At 73.2% G+C, this 20,469-nt stretch carries 17 protein-coding genes and 1 pseudogene; 6 read left to right on the top strand and 12 right to left on the bottom strand.

Annotation, left to right across the window (positions count from 1 at the left end; translation table 11 throughout):
* Nucleotides 1–842: 842 nt before the first annotated feature.
* From BLS21_RS09660 to BLS21_RS09640, 5 genes are all read right to left on the bottom strand, one after another.
* The gene (locus tag BLS21_RS09660) at nt 843–1,502 is read right to left on the bottom strand and encodes a response regulator (protein ID WP_091217028.1); all 660 of its coding nucleotides are present in this window, start codon (nt 1,500–1,502) and stop codon (nt 843–845) included.
* Nucleotides 1,499–2,683 (bottom strand): sensor histidine kinase, encoded by a 1,185-nt coding sequence (locus BLS21_RS09655; RefSeq protein ID WP_217636072.1) that lies wholly within the window; start codon nt 2,681–2,683, stop codon nt 1,499–1,501. Before BLS21_RS09655 ends, BLS21_RS09660 begins: the two co-directional genes overlap by 4 nt.
* Before the next feature lie 323 nt (nt 2,684–3,006).
* A complete protein-coding gene (locus BLS21_RS09650; protein ID WP_091217025.1) occupies nt 3,007–3,546 on the bottom strand; it encodes an anthrone oxygenase family protein in 540 nt (179 codons plus the stop codon).
* Between the two features lie 231 nt (nt 3,547–3,777).
* Entirely contained in the window at nt 3,778–4,440 is a 663-nt protein-coding gene (locus tag BLS21_RS09645; RefSeq protein ID WP_091217023.1) for a response regulator, read from the bottom strand.
* A complete protein-coding gene (locus BLS21_RS09640; RefSeq protein WP_091217020.1) occupies nt 4,437–5,555 on the bottom strand; it encodes a sensor histidine kinase in 1,119 nt (372 codons plus the stop codon). Before BLS21_RS09640 ends, BLS21_RS09645 begins: the two co-directional genes overlap by 4 nt.
* 214 nt (nt 5,556–5,769) lie before the next feature.
* Between BLS21_RS09640 and BLS21_RS09635 the strand changes: the two genes are divergently transcribed.
* The 6 genes from BLS21_RS09635 (at nt 5,770) to pcaD (ending at nt 11,039) form a co-directional block, all read left to right on the top strand.
* Nucleotides 5,770–6,189, top strand: coding sequence for a DUF6223 family protein (locus BLS21_RS09635; RefSeq protein WP_091217018.1), 420 nt, complete (start codon nt 5,770–5,772; stop codon nt 6,187–6,189).
* Between the two features lie 742 nt (nt 6,190–6,931).
* On the top strand, nt 6,932–7,507 hold the full coding sequence (locus BLS21_RS09630; protein ID WP_091217016.1) for a flavin reductase family protein: 576 nt from the start codon (nt 6,932–6,934) through the stop codon (nt 7,505–7,507).
* Between the two features lie 69 nt (nt 7,508–7,576).
* Nucleotides 7,577–9,160, top strand: a complete 1,584-nt coding sequence (locus tag BLS21_RS09625) for a 4-hydroxyphenylacetate 3-hydroxylase family protein (RefSeq protein WP_217636070.1) — start codon at nt 7,577–7,579, stop codon at nt 9,158–9,160.
* A gap of 342 nt (nt 9,161–9,502) precedes the next feature.
* Nucleotides 9,503–9,790: a muconolactone Delta-isomerase gene (catC, locus tag BLS21_RS09620; RefSeq protein WP_091217011.1), complete on the top strand. Its 288-nt coding sequence runs from the start codon at nt 9,503–9,505 to the stop codon at nt 9,788–9,790.
* The gene (locus BLS21_RS09615; RefSeq protein ID WP_091217008.1) at nt 9,787–10,272 is read left to right on the top strand and encodes a nuclear transport factor 2 family protein; all 486 of its coding nucleotides are present in this window, start codon (nt 9,787–9,789) and stop codon (nt 10,270–10,272) included. Before catC ends, BLS21_RS09615 begins: the two co-directional genes overlap by 4 nt.
* Nucleotides 10,269–11,039 (top strand): 3-oxoadipate enol-lactonase, encoded by a 771-nt coding sequence (pcaD, locus tag BLS21_RS09610; protein WP_091217006.1) that lies wholly within the window; start codon nt 10,269–10,271, stop codon nt 11,037–11,039. The genes BLS21_RS09615 and pcaD overlap by 4 nt, the downstream gene beginning before the upstream one ends.
* A gap of 74 nt (nt 11,040–11,113) precedes the next feature.
* Here the strand turns inward: pcaD and BLS21_RS09605 are convergent, their stop codons facing one another.
* The 7 genes and pseudogenes from BLS21_RS09605 to BLS21_RS09575 all read right to left on the bottom strand — a co-directional run bounded on the left by BLS21_RS09605 (nt 11,114) and on the right by BLS21_RS09575 (nt 20,012).
* Nucleotides 11,114–12,190 (bottom strand): maleylacetate reductase, encoded by a 1,077-nt coding sequence (locus BLS21_RS09605; protein WP_091217003.1) that lies wholly within the window; start codon nt 12,188–12,190, stop codon nt 11,114–11,116.
* The gene (locus tag BLS21_RS09600; protein WP_091217001.1) at nt 12,187–13,125 is read right to left on the bottom strand and encodes an intradiol ring-cleavage dioxygenase; all 939 of its coding nucleotides are present in this window, start codon (nt 13,123–13,125) and stop codon (nt 12,187–12,189) included. Before BLS21_RS09600 ends, BLS21_RS09605 begins: the two co-directional genes overlap by 4 nt.
* Nucleotides 13,122–14,894: an FAD-dependent oxidoreductase gene (locus BLS21_RS09595; protein ID WP_091216998.1), complete on the bottom strand. Its 1,773-nt coding sequence runs from the start codon at nt 14,892–14,894 to the stop codon at nt 13,122–13,124. The genes BLS21_RS09600 and BLS21_RS09595 overlap by 4 nt, the downstream gene beginning before the upstream one ends.
* Before the next feature lie 82 nt (nt 14,895–14,976).
* Nucleotides 14,977–15,441: a nuclear transport factor 2 family protein gene (locus BLS21_RS09590; protein ID WP_091216996.1), complete on the bottom strand. Its 465-nt coding sequence runs from the start codon at nt 15,439–15,441 to the stop codon at nt 14,977–14,979.
* Nucleotides 15,442–15,467: 26 nt separating this feature from the next.
* On the bottom strand, nt 15,468–17,270 hold the full coding sequence (locus BLS21_RS09585) for an FAD-dependent oxidoreductase (protein WP_217636068.1): 1,803 nt from the start codon (nt 17,268–17,270) through the stop codon (nt 15,468–15,470).
* A 38-nt stretch (nt 17,271–17,308) separates the two neighbouring features.
* Nucleotides 17,309–19,096, bottom strand: coding sequence for a sigma-54-dependent Fis family transcriptional regulator (locus tag BLS21_RS09580; protein ID WP_091216993.1), 1,788 nt, complete (start codon nt 19,094–19,096; stop codon nt 17,309–17,311).
* An 80-nt stretch (nt 19,097–19,176) separates the two neighbouring features.
* Nucleotides 19,177–20,012, bottom strand: a pseudogene (locus tag BLS21_RS09575) (mycofactocin-coupled SDR family oxidoreductase).
* Nucleotides 20,013–20,469 lie beyond the last annotated feature (457 nt).

Here is a 20,469-nt window from a genome sequence, read left to right as displayed (position 1 = left end):
GGCGAGCGCTCCACCGGCGGGATGACCGGAACGGAGGAGGATCGGAGTCGACAGTCCCTGTGTCATGGCTGCTCCTCGTCCAACGCTGTGGACGCGCACCCGCGTGGGGAGCGCGCGCACCGCGGCAGCGACGCTAGGGGACGGCCGAGGAGCCGGACACGGCCACAGGTCCCTGCCCGGGCGGGGCGGCGGAGCCTTCGGGGACGCGCCTTCCCCGGTCCCGGGGACCGCGGTGGGACGTCGCCCACCCGCAGGGCCCACGTCCCCGGCGACCACGCGCACGTGCCGCTCGTCGTCCGCGCGCCGTCGTGTCCTCCGCGGCGTCCGGACGGCGCTCGTGACCCGCTGGGTCGTCGCGCGGCCGAGGAGGGCGGCTCGGCGGACGCCAGACGGGATGCGGCAGCTGACCGCGCTTCCCGGCCAGGCGCGGATCGGACGCGGCAGCGGGCAGCCGCCTAGCTGGAGGTGCAGGAGGACAGGAGCTCGCGATCCCCGCTGCACCAGGAGGTCCGCGCAGGGGGAGCGTCGCCGGAGGTGGACCGGAGAAGGGACCGCAGCCCCGTCTCCATGACGGTCGACCGCTCCCTGGTCGCGCGGCTCGTCGCGCACGAGGGCAGCGCAGCCGGGCCAGGCGTCCGACCAGCGAAGGCGGGTGATCCGGGCGTCGTCCGGCGCCCGGCCCAGCGCTTCTCCCCCGGATCACCTCCCCGCCAGCACACCTGGTGCCGGCCGGCCGGGGCAGGACCCGGCTGCTCCCGGGCCGGACGGTGCCGTCGCCACCGGCTACACGGGCCGGGCTCGTCGCCACCACGCTCGGGCCCCACCCGGAGGGCGGCGCCGACTCAGGTCCCCGGGATGACCAGCCCGGTCTCGTAGGCGAGCACGACCAGGCGGGCGCGGTCGCGGGCGCCGAGTCTGGTCAGCAGTCGGGAGACGTAGGTGCGTGCCGTTGCAGGGGAGAGGAACAGCTCCTGGGCGATCTCCTGGTTGGACAGGCCCCGGCCCACGAGGGCGAGGACCTCCCTCTCCCGCTCGGTGAGCGCCTGCAGCGGCGTGTCGTCCACCGCGGCCTGCAGCCGGTCGGCCAGGGACTGCAGCACCGTCCGGGTGACCGAGGGGGACAGCAGCGCCTCACCCGCGGCCACCACGCGGATCCCCCGGCGCAGGTCCGTCGGCGAGACGTCCTTGAGCAGGTAACCGGCCGCGCCGGCGCGGATGGCCTCGAACACGTGCTCGTCCTCGTCGAACGTGGTGAGCACCAGCACGCGGACGTCCCTCAACTGCGGGTCCGCCACGACCTCGCGCGTCGCCCGGAGGCCGTCCATCTCCGGCATGCGGACGTCCATGAGGACGACGTCGGGGCGCAGTTCGCGGATGCGTGCCAGGCCCGCGCGACCGGTGCCGGCCTCCCCGACGACGGTGATGTCGCCGTCGCGCTCGGCGAGGGTCCGCAGCCCTGCACGCACGAGCTCCTGGTCGTCGACCAGCACGATCCGGATCACGGGTCCAACCTCACCGGCAGCACGGCGTGCACGAGAAAGCCGCCGGCCGGCCCGCGCCGGGCAGTGAGCTGCCCGCCGAGGACGGCGGCCCGCTCGCGCATGCCGACCAGTCCCTGCCCACTCCCTGCTGACGACAGCCCGCCCGAGCGACTCCCCCGACCGTCGTCGGCGATCACCAGCTCCAGCCGGTCGCCACGGACACCGGCGGTGACTGCCGCACGGGTGGCCCCGGAGTGCCGGATGACGTTGGTGAGCGACTCCTGCACGATGCGGTAGGCGGCCGCCTCGATGGCGCCGTCGAGGCACCCCTCGCCAACGGTGAGGTCGAGATCCACCGTGACTCCAGCCTCCCGGGCGGCGTCCGCCAGGCGCCCGAGCCCGGAGAGGCTCACCGCCCCCCGTTCGGCGTCGCCCATCGGGGAACGGAGGAGCTTCACGGTGGCCCGCAACTCCCGCAGCTGGGCGGAGGTCGCCGCACCGATCTGCTCGACCGCCCGCCGGGCCACCTCGTCGTCCCGGCCGATGGCCTCGGCAGCGACGTTGCCGTGCAGGGCGATCACCGACATGGCATGACCGACGGAGTCGTGCAGGTCCTGGGCGATGCGCACCCGCTCGGCCTGCAGCCGGCCCTCGGCCTCCCGAGCCTGTTCAGCGGCCGCCAGCGCCCGCAGCCGCTGCTGGGAGGACCGCGCCTCCCGCCGGGCACGGACGCTCACGCCGAGAGCGATCGCCGCGGCGACGAGCGCCACGTTGGTGAGCAACTCGTAGCTGAGCAGGTACGTGGTGGGCAGCCCCTCGGCGACCCGGGCCCAGGCGGCCACGGCGACCAGCACCGCCCCCGCGCCGACCGCCCAGCGGAGGGCACCGACGTCGGCCGCCCGGTAGAGCGCGGCGACGGCCGGCAGGGCGATGCCGATCGGCGGGAAGCCGAGGGCGTAGTAGGCGAAGACGCAGAACACGGTCAGCGCCAGGACGAGGCGGGGGGCGCGGCGGCCCACCAGGGCCAGGGCGCCGAACCCGACGGCGAACAGGTAGGCGCCGGGGGTGGCCCGAGCGGTCCCCTCCGGATCCGCGGCGATGACCAGCGCGACGGTGAGGGTCTGCGTCACCGCGAGCAGCAGGTCGGCCCGGCGGCTGTGGACCTCGCCCCCGTGCGCGGACACGTCCCTGGAGTCGGGCACGGCGTCAGGGTAGGAAGCCGGACGGGCCGGCGGACATCCCCGCGCGTCGACGCAGCGATCGCTCCGAGGAGACCTCACCGTCGAGCGGGCGACGACAGCCGGAGGCGGACCCGGTGGTCCCACGCCGACAGCCGCCACACCGGTTCCTGCGCCAGGTCCGGGACCCCGTGGACGGCGGAGGACAGGCCGTGGCGCGCGTGTCGGTCTCGTCCGGGGCACTCGTGCTCCGTGGTCGCCTCGGCCCGTGGGGGTGGGCCGGGGGGTGCCGCGCGCGGCGTGGACCGCGGGCCCGATGCGGCAGAGCAGCACGGTCACGACAGCGGTCACCGGCCGGCCCCGACCGGCTCGGCCGGGGCCGGGACGGAGGCGGTGGCGGTGGCGCGGACCCACCGCAGCAGCGCGGTGAAGGTCAGGGCGGCGGTTACCGCGCCGCCGGCCAGGCGCACCCAGTGGCCGGCGACGAACTCGCCGGCGACCTGACGCAGGTACTCCGGCGTGTGGGTGCCGACCGGGTCGATGAACATGATCTCGTTGCGCGGCCAGAAGAACAGCACCGAGAACACGAAGTCGCAGGCGATGAAGACCGCGGCCGCGCCGACGATCCACCACCGCAGCCGCGGATCCCGCCACGTCAACACGGTCGCAGCCAGGCCGCTGACCACCACTGCGGCCCCCAGGGGCGGGAAGTAGTCGCTGGGACCTCCGGCGACGAGGAACTCCCGGGCCCGGTCCAGCGACGCCGGTGGGTCCCCGAAGACGTTCGGATAGAGCATCACGGTCTCCGCGGCGACACCGCCGAAGGACAGCATCGCGGCCCACACGACGGCGACGAGCGCCACCGTGGTGAGTCTCCTGCGCGACATCTCGGTCCGTCCCCTCGCCGGTCGGCTCGACCCCCTCGCGGGTCGGCCTCGCTCAGCGACGCTAGGTGCGGCCGGTGCGCGGGTCTGCCGCCTGACGACGGGGACCGGGGTCGCTCCTCGACGTACGGCAACCCTGCTGGGCTACGGCCATCGGCGACGGGACAGCGCCAGCACGCTGATGCCTCGAGCCGTCTGTCCGGGGGCGGGCAGGTGTCACCCGGACCGCGGATCTCAGGAGTCGCGCGGGGCCACCAGGCCGGATTCGTAGGCGAGGACGACGAGCTGGGCGCGGTCGCGGGCGTGGAGCTTCACCATGGCCCGGTTGACGTGGGTCTTCGCGGTGAGCGGGCTGATCACCATGCGCTCGGCGACCTGGTCGTTGGACAGGCCCTGCGCGACCAGGGCGACGGCCTCGCGTTCGCGGTTGGTCAGTTCTCCCAGCCCCGCGTCGATGCCGGTCGCGAGCGGCTGGCTGACGTACCGGTCGATCAGCTTGCGGGTGATCGACGGGGCGAGCAGGGCGTCGCCCCGCGCGGCGACGCGCACGGCGTGCAGGAAGTCCTCCGGCTGGATGTCCTTGACGAGGAAGCCGGCCGCGCCGGCACGAAGTGCGTCGAAGACGTACTCGTCCACGCCGTAGTTGGTCAGGATGACGACGTGCACCGACGCCAGGGCCGGGTCCGCGGCGATGCGCCGGGTCGCCTCGATACCGTCCATGACCGGCATCTGGATGTCGATGAGCGCGACGTCGGGCAGGTGCTCCCTGGCCCGCGCCAGGCCCTCGCTGCCGTCGCCGGCCTCGGCCACCACCTCGATGTCGTCCTCGGTGTCCAGGAGCGCTCGGAATCCGCTGCGGATGAGCGGCTGGTCGTCGACCAGCAGGACACGGATCACGACGTGTGGTCCAGGGGGAGTTCGGCCTGGACGGTGAAGCCGCCCTCGCTGCGCGGTGCCGCCCGCAGGTGACCTCCGAGAGCGGTGACCCGTTCGCGCATCCCCAGCAGCCCGACGCCGGGCAGCGGAGCGGTGGCCGGCGTGGCCCTGCCGTCGTCATCCACCCGGATGAGCAGGGCGTCGGGCCGGTAGTCGATCCGGACCGACGCCGTGGCGGCGGCGGCGTGACGGGCGACGTTGGTCAGCGACTCCTGGACGATCCGGTAAGCAGTCCGGTCCACCGCGGGCGGCACGACGCCGCGGCGTCCCTCGATCGTCAGCTCCGCGTCCAGGCCGGCCATCCGAGCCCCTTCCAGCAGCTCCGGGACGTGATCGAGCCCCTTGGGCGGGCTCTTGCCGTCGTCACGCAGCGCCTCCAGAGTCGCTCGCAGTTCTCCGGCCGCCTCCCGACCGGCCTCCCGGATCGCCAGCAGGGCCTCCGGCACCTGTTCACCGCGCTTGCGGGCCAGGTGGACGGCGACTTCGGCCTGCACCTTGATGACGGAGATCTGGTGGGTGAGCGAGTCGTGCAACTCCCGCGCGATGTGCAGCCGCTCCTCGCTGGCGCGACGCCGCGCGGTCTCCTCGCGGGTGCGCTCGGCCTCATCTGCCCGGCGCTCGGCCTGCCGCAGCGCTTCACCCGCTGCACCGGCGGCGATCAGCCAGGCCAGTTCGAGGACGTCCCGGGACTGCGTGAACGCCTCGCCCACGGGCCAGTCGTGGGGGGAGACCAGGATCGCCAGCGGGAGAGCAGTCAGCATGACCACCGAGCCCGCCACCGTGACGATGCGGTGTCCCGCCCGCACCGCGGCGTACACCGCGAACAGGAACGCGACGACCGGCACGTCGAAACCGACGGACTGGTACCCCAGCGCGCACGACGCGGTCACGATCAGCACGGTGACCGGAGCCCAGCGGCGCGCGGCCAGCGACAGCCCACCGGCTGTCAGCAGCAGGTAGCCCAACGGGGCCAGATCCGTCGAGGGGTGCTGCCCGGACAGCCCGGCGACCAGCAGGGTCGCCCCCACGCCGACGGCGATCACCCAGTCCCCGACGCTGATCCGCGCCCCGCCCATGCGGGCACGCTAGCCCGATGTCCACGCAGCCGACTCCCGCGCACGGACGATCGATCGCCTACCGCCCACGCAGCAGCCCCGCCTCCTGCAGCACCCCCGCGGTAGCCGGATACGGCATCGGCGGCAGCGCAGAGTGCCTGCGTCCGCACGACGACCGGCGGCGGGACCGGCGGACACGATCAGCGGCGTCCAGTCGTGGGAGGAGGAGCACCCCATGTCCGTCCGTCACCTGCTCGCAGCCGGCGCGGTCGCCCCGCTCGGCGTGCTCGGGCTCGCCACCCCGGCAGCCGCGCACGTCGTCGCCCAGCCGGCCGCCGCCGCTGCTCACGCCTTGACCCCCGGGCGTCTCTGGTCCCTGGTGGCCGCGCTGTTGGGCCTGGCCGGCGTGGTCATCGGAGGGGCGGCTCTGCGTTCCGCCGGTCGTATCGGCGACGGCAACGGGAGAACCGGGGCCATCGCGGCTCTGGTGGTGGGGCTGATCGGCGCGGTCATCGGCGGGCTCGTCGTGGCCGCCGCCGACGGCGGTCCCGGCACCGGCTACGGGATCGTCGGGGGGTTCATGGCCCTGGTGGTGGGGCTGATCGCCGTCGTCCTCGGGGGGCTGGCTCTGGCCCGCGCGCGCCGCACCGGCTGACCCCGTGGGCGAGCACTCCGGGTCTGGGTGAGGACCGTCCCGGCGAGTTCCAGCGCCCCGTGGAGAGCCCGTCCCGGTCCCCGTCCCTCGTGCGGGCCGAGCACCCAGGTGTCCAGCCCGGCCAGCGTTGCCCCGGCGGCCTCCCGGTTCCGGACGCGAGCGCCCGCCCCGGCGTCGCACCCGTCTCCGGGCGGGTGAGCAGACGGGCGTCACGGCACCTGGACCGCCCCGGGTCGGTGCGCCCACCGACCCGGGGCGGTCCGCTGGGGCGCTCGTCCCCGGCCTCCCAGCGGGTGCGGGTGGTCGCGCCGGTCGAGCGTCGTGCCGGAGCGAGCACGGATCCCGTCAGCAGTGCCGTGGGTGCCTGCGCGGATCCCAGGCCCGGGAACCCACCCGATGACCCACCCGCCCAGCTCATCCGTGACCTGCCGAGGACCTCCCGACGTCCTCCCGGAGCCAGCTGGCTGACCGACCGCGGCCGGGAGCCGGTGCTCGACGAGCCGACCCAGCACGCGATCGCCGAGACCGCCGAGCCCCCCACCGTCGCCACCCGGCTGCGCGGGACGCATGCCGACCCGTCGACGGCGCCGGGAGAGGACGACGCCGATGACGGACAGCAGACGCCCCCCAGCCGCTCGGCGCCGCGTCCCCGGCCCAGGTTGACGCGCGATGTGATTCAGCGCACACTCTCCCGCGCTGAGCGGGCACCGTGGACGGACGTGCACGAGGAAGCGAGGCGTCGATGCCGCTCGACCCCCGCACCCTCCGCAACGCCTTCGGCCGGTTCGCCACCGGGGTCACCGTGGTCACCTGCGCGAGGGATGACGGCGTCCCGCACGGCGCCACCGTCAACGCGTTCACCGCCGTCTCGCTCGACCCGCCGCTGTGCCAGGTGACGGTCACCCGCGAGTCGAGGGCCCGCCGGTACCTGGAGAGCGCACCTTTCGCGGTCAACGTCCTGTCCACGGAACAGCTCGACACCGCTTGGCACTTCGCCGGCCGCCCCCAGCAACCCGAGCCGGCGTGGGCCGACGGACCGACGGCCCCGGTCCTCGTCGGCAACGCCGCCACCATCTCCTGCCTGCCCTGGCGCACCTATGACGGCGGGGACCACCTGATCGTCATCGGGGAGGTCGCCGACCTGGCCGTGACCGACGCCGATCCCCTCCTGTTCTTCGGCGGGCGCTTTCGCGAACTGGCCCCTCCGGCCACCGGCGTCCACTGGGCCGCGTCGCTGGACAGCCCCGAGTTCGGCTGGTTCGGCGCCCGCGCGAGCTTCACTCCGCTGCGCCCGCACCGCTCCCGGGCCGCGCCCTGACCGGACACGCTGCTGCACCACGGCGCGCACACCGCCCACCCGACTCCACCGACGCAGAAGGGGCCCTCCGTGACACTCGAACAAGAACGCCCGGCCACCGTTCCCGCTGCCCCGGACACGCCCACGGCCGGTCGACCGATGACCGGCGACGAGTACGTCGAGAGCCTGCGCGATGACCGCGAGGTGTGGATCTACGGGGAGCGGGTCGCCGACGTGACGACCCACCCGGCCTTCCGCAACTCCGTGCGCATGACCGCCCGGTTGTACGACGCCCTGCACGACCCCGCCCGACGGGACGTGGTGACGGCGCCGACCGACACCGGCAACGGCGGAGTCACCCACCCCTTCTTCCGGGCACCGCACTCGGTCGAGGACATGGTCGCCGACCGCGACGCCATCGCGGCCTGGGCCCGGCTGACCTACGGCTGGATGGGGCGCTCCCCTGACTACAAGGCCAGCTTCCTCGGCACCCTCGGCGCGAACAGTGACTTCTACGACCCGTACCAGGAGAATGCGAAGCGCTGGTACCGGGAGTCGCAGGAGAAGGTCCTCTACTGGAACCACGCGATCATCAACCCGCCGGTCGACCGCAACCTGCCGCCCGACGAGGTCGGCGACGTCTTCATGAAGGTGGAGAAGGAGACCGACGCCGGGCTGATCGTGTCCGGCGCCAAGGTCGTGGCCACCGGCTCAGCGATCACCAACTACAACTTCATCGCGCACTACGGGCTGCCGATCAGGAAGAAGGAGTTCGCGCTCATCTGCACGGTGCCGATGAGCGCACCCGGCGTGAAGCTGATCTGCCGAGCTTCCTACAGCCAGCAGGCCGCGGTCATGGGCAGCCCGTTCGACTACCCGCTGTCGAGCCGGCTGGACGAGAACGACACCATCTTCATCTTCGACAAGGTGCTCGTGCCGTGGGAGAACGTCTTCGTCTACGGCGACATCGAGAAGATCAACGACTTCTTCCCGCAGTCGGGCTTCCTGCCGCGCTTCGCCCTCCACGGTTGCACCCGGCTGGCCGTCAAGCTCGACTTCATCGCCGGGCTGCTGCTCAAGGCGCTCGAGGCAACCGGCACCAAGGACTTCCGCGGCGTGCAGACCCGCGCCGGTGAGGTCATCGGCTGGCGGAACGTCTTCTGGGCGTTGTCCGACGCGCTGGCCCGGACGCCGGACGAGTGGAAGGACGGCGCACTGCTGCCCAAGCTCGAGTACGCGTTCACCTACCGGATGTTCATGATGCAGGGCTATCCGCGGGTCAAGGAGATCATCCAGCAGGACGTGTCGAGCGGGCTGATCTACCTCAACTCCCACGCGATCGACTTCAAGACCCCGGAGGTCCGGCCCTACCTGGACAGGTACGTCCGGGGCTCGAACGGGATCGACGCGGTGGACCGCGTCAAGCTGATGAAGGCGCTGTGGGACTCGGTCGGCACCGAGTTCGGTGGCCGGCACGAGCTCTACGAGCGCAACTACTCCGGCAACCACGAGGGCGTGCGCGCTGAACTGCTCTTCACCGCCGAGGCCATGGGCACGACCGCGCAGATGAAGGGCCTGGCCGAGGCGTGCCTGGCCGAGTACGACCTCGACGGCTGGACCGCTCCCGACCTCATCGGGAACGACGACGTCTCGATCTTCGCCAACCGACGCTGACCCCACCGGGCGAGCGGGGGGCGGGACCACGATGAGCGGACTGGCTGTCGAGCGCGTCGAGACGATGCCGCTGGTCGTCGACCGGTACCCGACCCCGCTCCTGCTCGGCCGCCGGGTCGACGACATCGCCGGGGCCCAACGGCGATGGACGACGCCGTCAGCGCCGCCCCTGCGCGGAGGCCGCCGTCGAGGTGCCCCGCACGACGCGTGGACTCGCAGTCCCGGTGTCCGGGTGCCGCCCCTCCCCGGAGGGCTGCACCTGCCGACGGGTCGAGGACGGGGTGGAACTCGACCGCACCCCGTCGCCCGGATCACCCGCACCTGACCAGCGAGGAGCTGACCATGCTGTTCCACGTCCGCATGGACGTCGCCGTCCCCCGCGACCTCGACCCCGATGAGCGCGCCACGCTGCTGGCCACGGAGAAGGCCCGCGCGCTGGAACTGCAGCGCACGGGCGTGTGGGTGCACCTGTGGCGGGTGGTCGGCCAGTACAGCAACATCAGCGTCTTCGACGTCTCCGGCACCGACGAACTGCACGACATCCTGTGGAACCTGCCGCTGTTCCCCTTCATGACCATCTCCGTCACCCCACTCACCGAGCACCCCTCAGCCCTGTCGGCGAACCCGTGAACCATCTCGAGGCGCGGCTGCGCCGGCTCGAGGACATCGAGGCGATCCGGAACCTCGATGCCGCCTACTGCCGGCTCGTCGACACCGGTGACTGGCCGGGGCTCGTGGCGCTGTTCACGGCGGACGGGACCTTCGACGGGCTGGCCGTCGTCACCGGTTCGGCCGATCTGCTGGCCTTCTTCAGCGGCCTCGCCGACAGCGGGATGAGGTTCTGGCACCACGTCTCCAACCACGAGATCGCGGTGGACGGCGACACGGCGACGGTGCGCTCCATGCTGTGGCAACCGTGCGTCGTCGACGACGTCCCGCACGTCGCCGCCGGGCGCTACTCCGACTCGGTCGTCCGTACCGCCGAGGGTTGGCGGTACGCGGTCAAGCGAGTGCGCTTCGACTACTGGGGGCCGCTGCGCGACGGTTGGGACCGCCACCGCTTCGGCTTCGCCCCCGCAGCCGGCGCGGCCACGCCCGGGAGAGCCGGGTGACCTCGACAGCGCGCCTCCACCACGTCCAGGACGGCCCGGGCGACGCGCCGGCCCTCGTGCTCGGACCGTCGCTGGGCACCGACACCGGCCTGTTCGACGCACAGGCGGTGGAGTTCGCCCGCTCCTACCGGGTGGTGCGCTACGACCTCCGCGGGCATGGTGGCTCGGAGGTCGTACCGGGCGCCTGCACGGTGGCCGACCTGGCCGGGGACGTGCTGGCCCTGCTCGACCGGCTGGGGATCGACCGCTTCTCCTATGCCGGTGTCTCCATCGGCGGGGCGATCGGCCTGCAGCTGGCGCTGACCGTCCCGGACAGGCTGGCGAGGCTGGCGATCATCGCGTCGGCCGCTCGGTTCGCCGACCCGCCCTCCTGGGCCGTGCGGGCCCAGCAGGTGCGGGAACAGGGGACCGACTTCCTCGTGCCCTCACGCACGGGCACCTGGTTCACCGCCCCCTGGGGGGAACGGCATCCGGGCGAGGCCGAACGACTGCTGACCATGCTGCGGACCACCCCGGCCGAGGGCTACGCCGCCTGCTGCGAAGCGATCGGCTCGTTCGACGTCCGGAACCGTCTCGGCGGGATCAGTACGCCATCGCTCGCCATCGCCGGCGCCGAGGACCCTGCCACGCCGGTCGACATGGTGCGGCTCATCGCCGACGGCATCCCCGGCGCGGAGTTCCTCGTGGTCCCCGACGCGGCCCACCTGCCCAACGCCACGGACCCGGACGTGGTGAACGCGGCCCTGCGCGAGCACCTCTCCCAGTGAGTGACCGTTCTCCGCCGGGCCGTCAGGTCACCACTCCGCGCCTCAGCGAGGCACGTGCGGATCGTCCTCCCTCCCTACCCCCGCAGGGCTGCCGGCGCGTCCCCTGCCCAGGCGGTGCGCAGCAGGACCTCGACGCCCCCGCGCGTGACCGGGCGGGGGTTGGCGTAGGGGTTGGCGACGGCGAGCTCGGCGATCCGCGGGATGTCGTCCTCCTGCATGCCGAGCTCGGCCAGCGACCGCGGGGCGCCGAGCCGGCCGGCGAGCTCCCACAGCGCCCGGGCCGGGTCGTCGGCCCCGCCGAGCGCCCGGGACAGCGCGGTGACCGCTTCCGGGGCGGCCGGCTGGTTGTAGGCCAGCGCGTGCGGCAGGACGACGGTGTGCGTCTGCGCGTGCGGCAGGTCGAGGGTGCCGCCCAAGGTGTGGCAGAGCTTGTGGTGCAGCGACATCGTCGTCGCTGCCAGCACCGCGCCGCACAACCAGGCCCCGTACTGCGCCTCGCCGCGGGCCTCGAGGTCGGAGCCGTCGGCGACCACCCGGGGCAGGGCGGCGGCCAGGGCCCGGGTGCCCTCCTCGGCCATCAGCGACACGATCGGCGTCGCGTCGGGGGCGTAGAGCCCCTCGACGGCGTGCGCGATCGCGTTCATCCCGCTCGTGGCCGACAACCCGGCGGGCAGCGTGAGGGTCAGCGCGGGGTCGTAGAGCACGCTCTTGGGCAGCACCCGGATGTCGCGACCGGTGCGCTTGGCCCCGCCCTCGGTCAACCCCCACACCGGGGTCATCTCCGACCCGGCGTAGGTCGTCGGCACCGCGATCACGGGCAGGCCGTGCTCCAGCGCGATCGCCTTGCCGAGCCCGACCGCCGACCCGCCGCCCACGGCCACGCAGCCGTCCGCACCCAGCCCGCGGGCCATGTCCCGAGCGCGCCGGGCGACCTCGACGGGCACGTGCATCCGCGCCTCGGGCAGCACGCCGGCGGCGCGGTCGCCGAGGGCATCGGCCACCTGCTTGCCGGTGACCTCCTGCTCCGGGGAGCACAGGACCAGCACCCGGGTCAGCCCGAGAGCGGCCACCTCGTCGGGCAGCGAGGCCAGCGAGCCGGGGCCGAAGACCACGCGCATGGGCAGCGCCTGGTAGGTGAACGGCCGGATCACGACGGCGCTCCCCGCACCACGGTCGGCTGCGCCTGCGCCGGCTGGGCCGCCGCCGGCGCCTGGTCGGCGCGCAGCAGCGTCAGGTCGAACGTCAGCGTCCGGAACGGGTTGGCCAGCCCGACCTCCGCAGCTCGCGCCGGGTCGTCGACCTCGGGCACCTCACGGATCAGGCTCTCCTTAACCCCGAACACCGCGTCGGAGTCCAGATAAGGGGAGTCAGCGACGAACACGTGCGTGGTCACCGGCCGGTAGCCCGGTGCGGCGACGATGAAGTGCAGGTGCGCCGGCCGGTTGGGGTGCCGGCCGGTCGCGGCCAGCAGCTGACCGACCGGCCCGTCGTCGGGGATCGGGTAGTACCGCGGCACCACCGACCGGAACCAGAACCGGCCGTCGGCGTCGGCGGTGAACAGCCCGCGCAGGTTGCCCGCCGGCTGGATGCCGGGCTGCTGCACGTCGTAGAAGCCGTCCTCGTTGGTCTGCCACACGTCCACCGACGCCCCGGCCAGCGGTTCGCCGTCCGGACCGGTCACCCGACCCGACACCAGGCACGGGGTGCCCTTGCGGTCGAGGTTGATGTCGTCGCCCAGCTCCCGGCGCGGGGACTCCACCATGTGGAACGGCCCCAGCACCGTCGACTCGGTCGAGGTGCCCCCGGTGCGGTGGTTGATCGTCTCCACCAGCATCGAGACGCCCAGGACGTCGGAGAGCAGGATGAACTCCTGCCGCACCTCGTTGCTCATGTGCCCGGTGCGGGTCAGGAAGTCGATCGCGGACCCCCACTCCTCCTCGGTCAGCTCGACGTCCTTGACGAACGCGTGCAGGTGCCGCACCAGCGAGGTCATGACCTGCTTGAGTCGCGGATCAGGGGTGTCGTCGAAGCTGGCGGCCACGACCTCGGCCGAGCCCTCCTCGGTGAACAGCTGCCGGTCGCTCATGCCTGGACCTCCCCGGCACGGTCCAGCACGGTGCGCAGGGCGTTCTCCAGCGCCGCCTCGGCCTCGGCGTCGGACGCCGCGCCGGAGGAACGGAAGGCGACGTAGTTGTCCGGCCGGGTCAGCAGCGCCCCGCCGTCGTCGATGCCGCGCACGCGCGCCCAGTCTCCGTACAGGTCGTCGTACTCCTGACCGGGGCCGATGACGACGGCGGCGACGTCGATGCCCAGCCGCTCCCCCACGACGGTCGCGGCGCGCACCCAGCTGTCCCCGCCGATGCCGGTGAACACCGTGAACCGGCCGCGCCCACCGAGGTCGAGGGTGGAGACCTGCCGGCGGTGGTCGGTGGTCAGCCAGGCGTGCGGCAGCTTCGCACCGGGTCGCGACGAGGTGTGGGAGTACAGCTCCGGGTCCCGGACCGGCTGCTCCGGCGCGGTGCCGTCGGGCACCACCGCGGAGGACTCGTAGCGCTGGTCCATCTCGACCCCGTGGCAGTTGAACTCGTAGTCCTTGAACGCGATCGCCTCGCGCAGCGCCGCCCGCTGCTTCTCCGCCTCCGGCGTGGCCTGCTTGCGTGCGGCCATGTGCTCGACCATCCGCTCGGGGTCGGTGGTGTCGAGCAGGCCGAGGGCGTCGTAGAGCCGGGCGGTGTCGGCGATGCTCTGGTTGGCCCGGTCGACGATCTGCCGGCCCACCGGCGCGCGCTCGGCCGAGTAGGTCTGCAGCAGCCCCGGCCCGGCCACGCCCCGGACCACCATCGCCAGCTTCCACGCCAGGTTGTACGAGTCCTGGATGGAGGTGTTGGAACCCAGGCCGTTCGACGGCGGGTGCCGGTGGACGGCGTCACCGGCGCAGAACACCCGGCCGGCCGAGTACCTCTCGGCGGACATGTGGTTGACCGTCCACGCCGAGCTGGACGTGATCGTGACCTTGACCGAGTCGTCACCCACGAGCTTGCGCACGATCGACAGCGCGTACTCCTCGGTCAGGTCCGGGGCCGGGCCGTTGATGTCGTAGCCCCAGACGATCAGCCACTTGTGCCAGGGCCGGACCATGCGCACCAGGCCGGCGCCGATCCCGCCGACGTCGGCGCCCGGCTGCAGCACCCAGTACAGGACCGACGGGCGGTCGGCGACCAGGTGGGACAGGTCGGCCTCGAAGACGATGTTGATGCTGCCGCCGACGCCCATCTGGCCGCGCAAGGGCAGGCCGATGTCGTCGGCGACCTGGCTGCGGCCGCCGTCGGCGCCGATGACGTACCGGGCCCGGATGTCGTACTCGTCGCCGCGCAGCCGGTCGCGGACGTGCACGGTGACGCCGTCGTCGTCCTGCTGCAGGGAGAGGTACTCGGTGTCGAAGCGGACCTTCGCCCCGCGGTTCTGCGCGTTGTGCAGCAGGACCGGTTCCATCAGGTCCTGCGGCATGTCGCAGATCCGCGACGGGCTGGCCGCGGTGTAGTCGGCCAGCCGGTCCGGCCGGGTGCCCCAGGCGTGCAGCCGGCCCAGCTCCTCGCCGGCGATCGAGGTGCAGTAGACGAGGTTGCCCATCAGCTCCTGCGGCACGGCCTCGGCCATCACCTCCTCCTCGACGCCGAGGTCGCGCAGGGCCTCCATCGTGCGCTGGTTGGTGATGTGGGCACGGGGGGTGTCGGCGAGCCGTCCGTACTTGTTGATGACCGTCGTGCGGACGCCGTAGGTGGCGAGCGCGAGTGCGGCGGACGCGCCGGCCGGGCCGGTCCCGACCACCAGGACGTCGGTGTCGACGTCTGCCATGGGAAGTCCTCTCTCGTGTCGGTCAGGTCGCTACGGTCGGGGAACGGTCAGCCCCACCGGGCGGGTCGCCCTCCCGGCGAGCTCAGGTCCGCGTCAGCCACGGGTAGCGCTCGGTGTCCTGGCCTGCGTAGTCCGGGTCCAGGTAGATGAAGCAGCGCTGGATCAGGAAGTCGCGGATCTCGAAGACGTCGCACCAGCGCCCCGCGCCCCAGTCCGGCACGCCGGCCCGCCACGGCCCGTCCTTGTGCTCGCCGTGGCTGGTGCCCTCCACGACCACGAGGTCGGAGCCGGAGAAGACCCAGGTGAACTCCGAGTAGTGGTGCTGGATCGAGACCAGCGTGCTGCCGACGTCGGTGAACAACCGGCCGATCTGCTCCTTGCCCGTGGCCAGCCCCCACTTGGGGAACATGACCTGGGCGTCGTCGGCGAACAGGTCCAGGATGCTGCCGCCGGTCGACGTCGTCCCGGCGTTGTCGAACGCCTTGAGGTACTCGAGTGCGACCGACTTCCGCTGCTCGTCGGTCATCGTCTGCACCGTGATCGCCATGTCGGGGCTCCTCTCGCGAGACGGCGTCAGGCCGTGGTCAGCTGGGTGGACGGCTCGCGGACGGGTTCCCGGTCAGCGGCCTGGGCGGCGCGGTGGGCGAAGGCGATGATCGGGCCCAGGGTCGCGCCCCCGGCCCAGTAGGCCTGCCCGGACGCCGAGGCGACGCAGTTGCCGACCCCGTAGAGACCGGGAACGGGGGCCCCTGTGTCGTCGAGGACCTGCCCGTCGGGATTGGTCCGCGGTCCGCCCTTCGTGTCGAGCGTCCCCCCGGTGACCAGGGCGGCGTAGTAGGGACCCTGGCCGCTGATCGGCCACATCGTCGGGTTGGCCCGGTCCGGCTCCTCTCTCACGGGACCGTTGAACACGAACTGGATCGGCTTCTCCCCGCGGTGGAAGTCCTCGTCGACACCGCGCTCGGCGAAGGCGTTGAAGCGGTCGATGGTCCGCCGCAGGTTGTCGGCGAAGTCCGGGGCGAGGGTGAGCCCACCCGTCACCCCCTTGTACCGGTCCAGGCGCGCGGCGATCGCCTCGGCGAGCTCGTCGAGGGTCTCGCCGCGGATGACGTGCGAGTCGTCGGTGCCGGGCGGGACGATGAGCCGGCCGTACTCGTCGCTGGCCGAGTGGTCCTGGCTGCGCTGGTCCCAGATCTGGATCAGGACGAGATGGGGGTACTCCCCCTTCTCGCCGTCGTAGGTGAAGAACCTCTGCGCCAGCTCGTTGTACTGCAGCTTCTCGTTCACCACCCGGTGACCGGTCTTGTCCACGAAGACCATCGAGTCACCCGCGACGGAGAACATGCCGATCAGGCCCGGGTCGCGGGCGACCGCCCGCTCCAGCGGGATGGGGCACATCCAGGCGTAGTTCATGTTCCTCAGCTGGGCGCCGACCGGGCCGGCGATCGCGAGGAAGTCCCCCTCGTTGGTGGTCGCGGCGCACCCGCCGTACACCGGGGCGTGCAGGAAGTTCCGCCGCAGGTCGACGTCGTGGGTGAACCCGCCGGTGGCGAAGACCACGGCCTTGCGGGCGGCGATCCGGTGCGTGCGCCCGTCCGCGGTGGTCGCCTCCACGCCGACGACCGCGCCGTCGCGGACGACGAGGCGCTGCGCCCGGTGGCCGGTGCGGATGTCGACCCCGTCACGCCGAGCGGCGGCGCCCATCGACGCGACGCCCACGAGCCCGCCGTCCGACATCGACTCCCTGGCGCCGGCAGGGACCAGGACCCGCCCGGTGGGCGTCTTGTCCTCGGGGATCTCCGACCAGTAGTCGGGGACGTCGGGACAGTGCCGGTACTCCAGCGCCCCCTTCTCGGCGAGCAGCTCGGCCGCCGGGGAGGCGCTCTCGTAGATGGCCCGGCACATGTCGTACTCCCACCGGGTCAGCCCGAGAGTCGGCGAGTCCGGGTCGTACGCAGTGGGGCGAGCCAGCCTGGCCACGTAGCGCAGGAAGTCGGCCTCGTCGTCGACGATGCCGGCGGCCCGCATCGGCTCGTTGTTCGGCACCCAGTACCAGAAGGCGGCCTTCCGGGCCGTGCCACCGAGCTCGTCGGCCTTCTCGAGGAGCACGACCTCGTTGCCGAGCCAGCGGCTGAACAGGGCTGTGGGCAGTCCTCCGCCGCCACCGCCGACGACGACCACGTCGGCGACCGCGTCCGGTGCACGGTCGTCGGGGACGGGAGAGGCGGACTGCCGGGCCGGGCTCGGCCCGGCGGTCCCGGACGCAGGTCGCTGCGCCTGCTGGGGGATGGACATGAGCACCTCGCAGTCTCGGGTGTGGTCCGACACGCCGAGCGTGACGCCGGTCACCACGCGGCGGTTGTCCCGCTTTGGCACACCGGGGTCCGCGACTGCACGGGGCCCTCCGGGGCGGATCAGGAGCTCTCCAGTCCGTAGTAGCGGAGCTTGCGGTAGAGGGTCGAGCGGCCGATGCCCAGTGCCTCCGCGGCCCGTGACCGGTTGCCCCCGTGAGCCCGCAGCGCCGCGCGGATGGCCGTCCGCTCCGTCTGCTCCAGCCCCGTGAACGTGCGGGTGACGCGGCGCACCTCCTCCGGCAGGTCGTCCGGTGTGACCGGTCGCCGGCTCCCCACCTCCGCGCACAGGCGGGACACCAGTGCCCGCAGTTCCGCGACGTTGCCCGGCCACGACCACCGGCGCATCGCCTCTTCTGCATCGAGGGCCAGCCGGAGCGTCCCGCCGTCGGCCGACAGCGGTGCGGACAGCACGGCGACCAGCTCCGCGACGTCCCCAGGACGGTCGCGGAGGGGCGGCACCTCGACGACCTCGACCCCGCCGGCCGGGACCAGGTCCAGGTGCCAGGGCCGGCCGTCATCCGTCGTACCCGTCAGCGCCACCCGGCCGTGCAGGAGACGGTGGAGGAGGGCGCGGACGGCGACCGCCGTCCGGGCCGGGAGGGCATCGGCGCCGCGGATGACGACCAGCGCGTCCTCCTGCAACGCCGCAGCGAGTTCGGCGAGCCAGGGGCGGCGGGGGTCCGCGACGACGTCGGCGGCGTCGAACTCGATCACCCGTCGTCCCTGCCGGTGGCCGATGGCGCGCGCGAGCGCGCCGCGACCCGTGCCCCACTCGCCGGTGACGACGAGGATCCGGGCATCGCCGACCCGTTCGACCCGTCGGAGGACGGCCTGCCACGCCGGGGACCGACCGGCCAGGCCGGGGAGCGGGGTCGGGTCGGTCAGGACCGGCGGCGACGTCACAGCGGCGGTGCGCGGGCGGGGTGCCTCCGGCGGGTCCAGGGTCACGAGGACACCGGCGACGACCCCGCCGTGCAGGACCTCGCGCAGGTGCGCGACCGCGCCGCTCCCGGGCAGCAGGACGACCTCGGAGCCGAGCCGATCGGCCCGTACCGCGGTCGCGGCGACGTCCTCCAGGACATCGAGATCGGGGTCGACGAGCAGCGATCCCGCCGGGTCGCTGACGAGCCGGGTCCGCCCGTCCAGGGCGAGCACGGCAGGTGTGCGGGCCCGTTCCGGGAGGAAGGCGTCGAGCAGCACGCGTTCCCGCGGCTCGGTGTGGTGCAGCAGCTCTCGCTCGATCGCGGCGGCCGCGGTGTCGGCCAGGGTGGAGAGCAGTACCGGCGGGACCTCGAGGCCGCTCACCAGGGAGAGCACCCCGCGCAGGCGGTGGTCGAGGGGGTCCCGGATCGGGGCCCCGGCGCAGGCCGTCTCCTGGTAGAGCCCCAGGACGTGCTGGGGGCCGCGGACGAGAGCCGGCCGACCGGTCTCGACGACGGCGGAGATGCCGTTGAGGCCGGTCGTCGTCTCGGAGAGGTCGGCTCCGGGGCCGGTGTCGATGCGCTCGAGGTGCCGGCGCACGTCGTCGCTCTGCGCCTGGACGGCTTCCACCCGGCCGCGGGCGTCGGACAGCACCACCGCCAGGTCGGCCGCCGACAGGCTGTCGACCAGCCGCTCCAGCACCGGGGAGGCTGCGGCGAACAGCGAGGGGTGCCGCGGCCCCGGGACGCGCGGCACCGCGGGGAGGTCCGGCGTCACCCCGTAGAAGAGCGCACGCCGCCAGGCCGTGACGAGCTCGGCCGGCAGGCCCGGCGGCGTGCGCCCGTGCAGGCCGCCGGCCAGGAACTCGTCACGTGCGCGCCGCAGCCGGTAGAGCCCCTCCGCGGTCAGGGCGTCGAACCCGGTCACAGCACCTCTGCCCTCGTCGTCGAGCGCGTGGCGCTCACCTTGGCACGGGCGTCCGGCGGGGAACAGCACTCGCGGGTCGGTCAGGCCCCGGAGTACTTCTGGCTCATCCCCAGGTCGACGGGGAGAGCCACGCCCGTGACGTAGCGGGACTCGTCGGAGAGGAGGAACAGGACGGCGTTGGCGACGTCCTCCACCTCGACCCACGGCACAGGCCACATGTTGATCTTCGCCAGGGCCGGGATCGCGTCGTCGAACGTCGGGTCGTCCAGGTCGGGCCGGTAGATCCGCGCGCTGGACTCGTTCTCGATCATCGTCGTGCGCACGTTGGTCGGGTGGACCGAGTTGACCCGGATGCGGTGCTCGGCGAGCTCGTTGGCCAGCGTGCGCTGCGCCCCAGCACACCGTGCTTGGCGGCGTTGTAGTGCGCGATGTTAGGGATGCCCCGCAGCCCGGCGGTCGAGCTGATCAGGACGACGGAACCGCCCTGCCCCTGCTCGATCAGGTGCGGGATCGCCACCTTGGTGGTGTGCCAGACACCGGAGAGGTTGATGTCGAGCATCGTCTGCCACTCCTCCTCGGCCAGCTCCCAGGACGGCTTGACCGCGTTGAGGATCCCGGCGTTCGCCACGACGCCGTCCAGCCGGCCGAGCTCCCCGATGCCGTCCCGCACCGCGGCGGCGAGGGCGTCGGTGTCACGGACGTCGGCCTGCCGAGCCAGGATCCGCCGATCGAGCCCCTCCACCGCCTTCACCGTCTCGGCGAGGTCATCGGCGCTGGCGGGCGGATAGGTCACCGTCTCGACGGGCCCGGCCAGGTCCACGGCGATGATGTCGGCGCCCTCGGCGGCCAGCCGCTGTGCGTGCGCCCGCCCCTGTCCCCGGGCAGCCCCGGTGACGAGCACGACCTTGCCCTCCATCCGACCCATGTCACTCCTCCCCAGAAGGCGTCGTCCGACGACCTGTGGAGGAGACCACCATCCGGGCCCGCCCGAGTGACCCGTTCTGGCACACCTCGCCGTGTCACCCGGAGGGAGGTCCGATCGGCTGGTCGGGCCGCGTCGTCGATGCCTCCGGCACCGGCACCGTCCCCGGTGCGGTCCCGAGGCAGTGGGGCCGTCGTCGCTGCTGTTGCCCGCGCAGGGCAGGAGTACGGACAGCGCGGGCCGCGGATCCTGTCAGCAGCCGCGAGGCCTGCGGGGGTGGAGACCGGGCCGCAGCGGGGCGGAGGCCGGCGTCAGCCAGCAGGTGGACCCCAGCGGATCGGGACGCGGCGCGCGAGCGGCCCAGCGCCTCGCGCGCCGCGTCCCGATCCGCCGACACGTCGCCGTCGCGGCCGGTGTCCCGGTAGGCGCTGTCCAGGGGCCTGTCGGACAG

This window comes from Geodermatophilus siccatus (assembly GCF_900103785.1).
Classification (GTDB): Bacteria; Actinomycetota; Actinomycetes; order Mycobacteriales; family Geodermatophilaceae; genus Geodermatophilus; species Geodermatophilus siccatus.
Note: the sequence above shows the minus strand (reverse complement) of the source record. Positions and strands in the feature narration are given on the sequence as shown.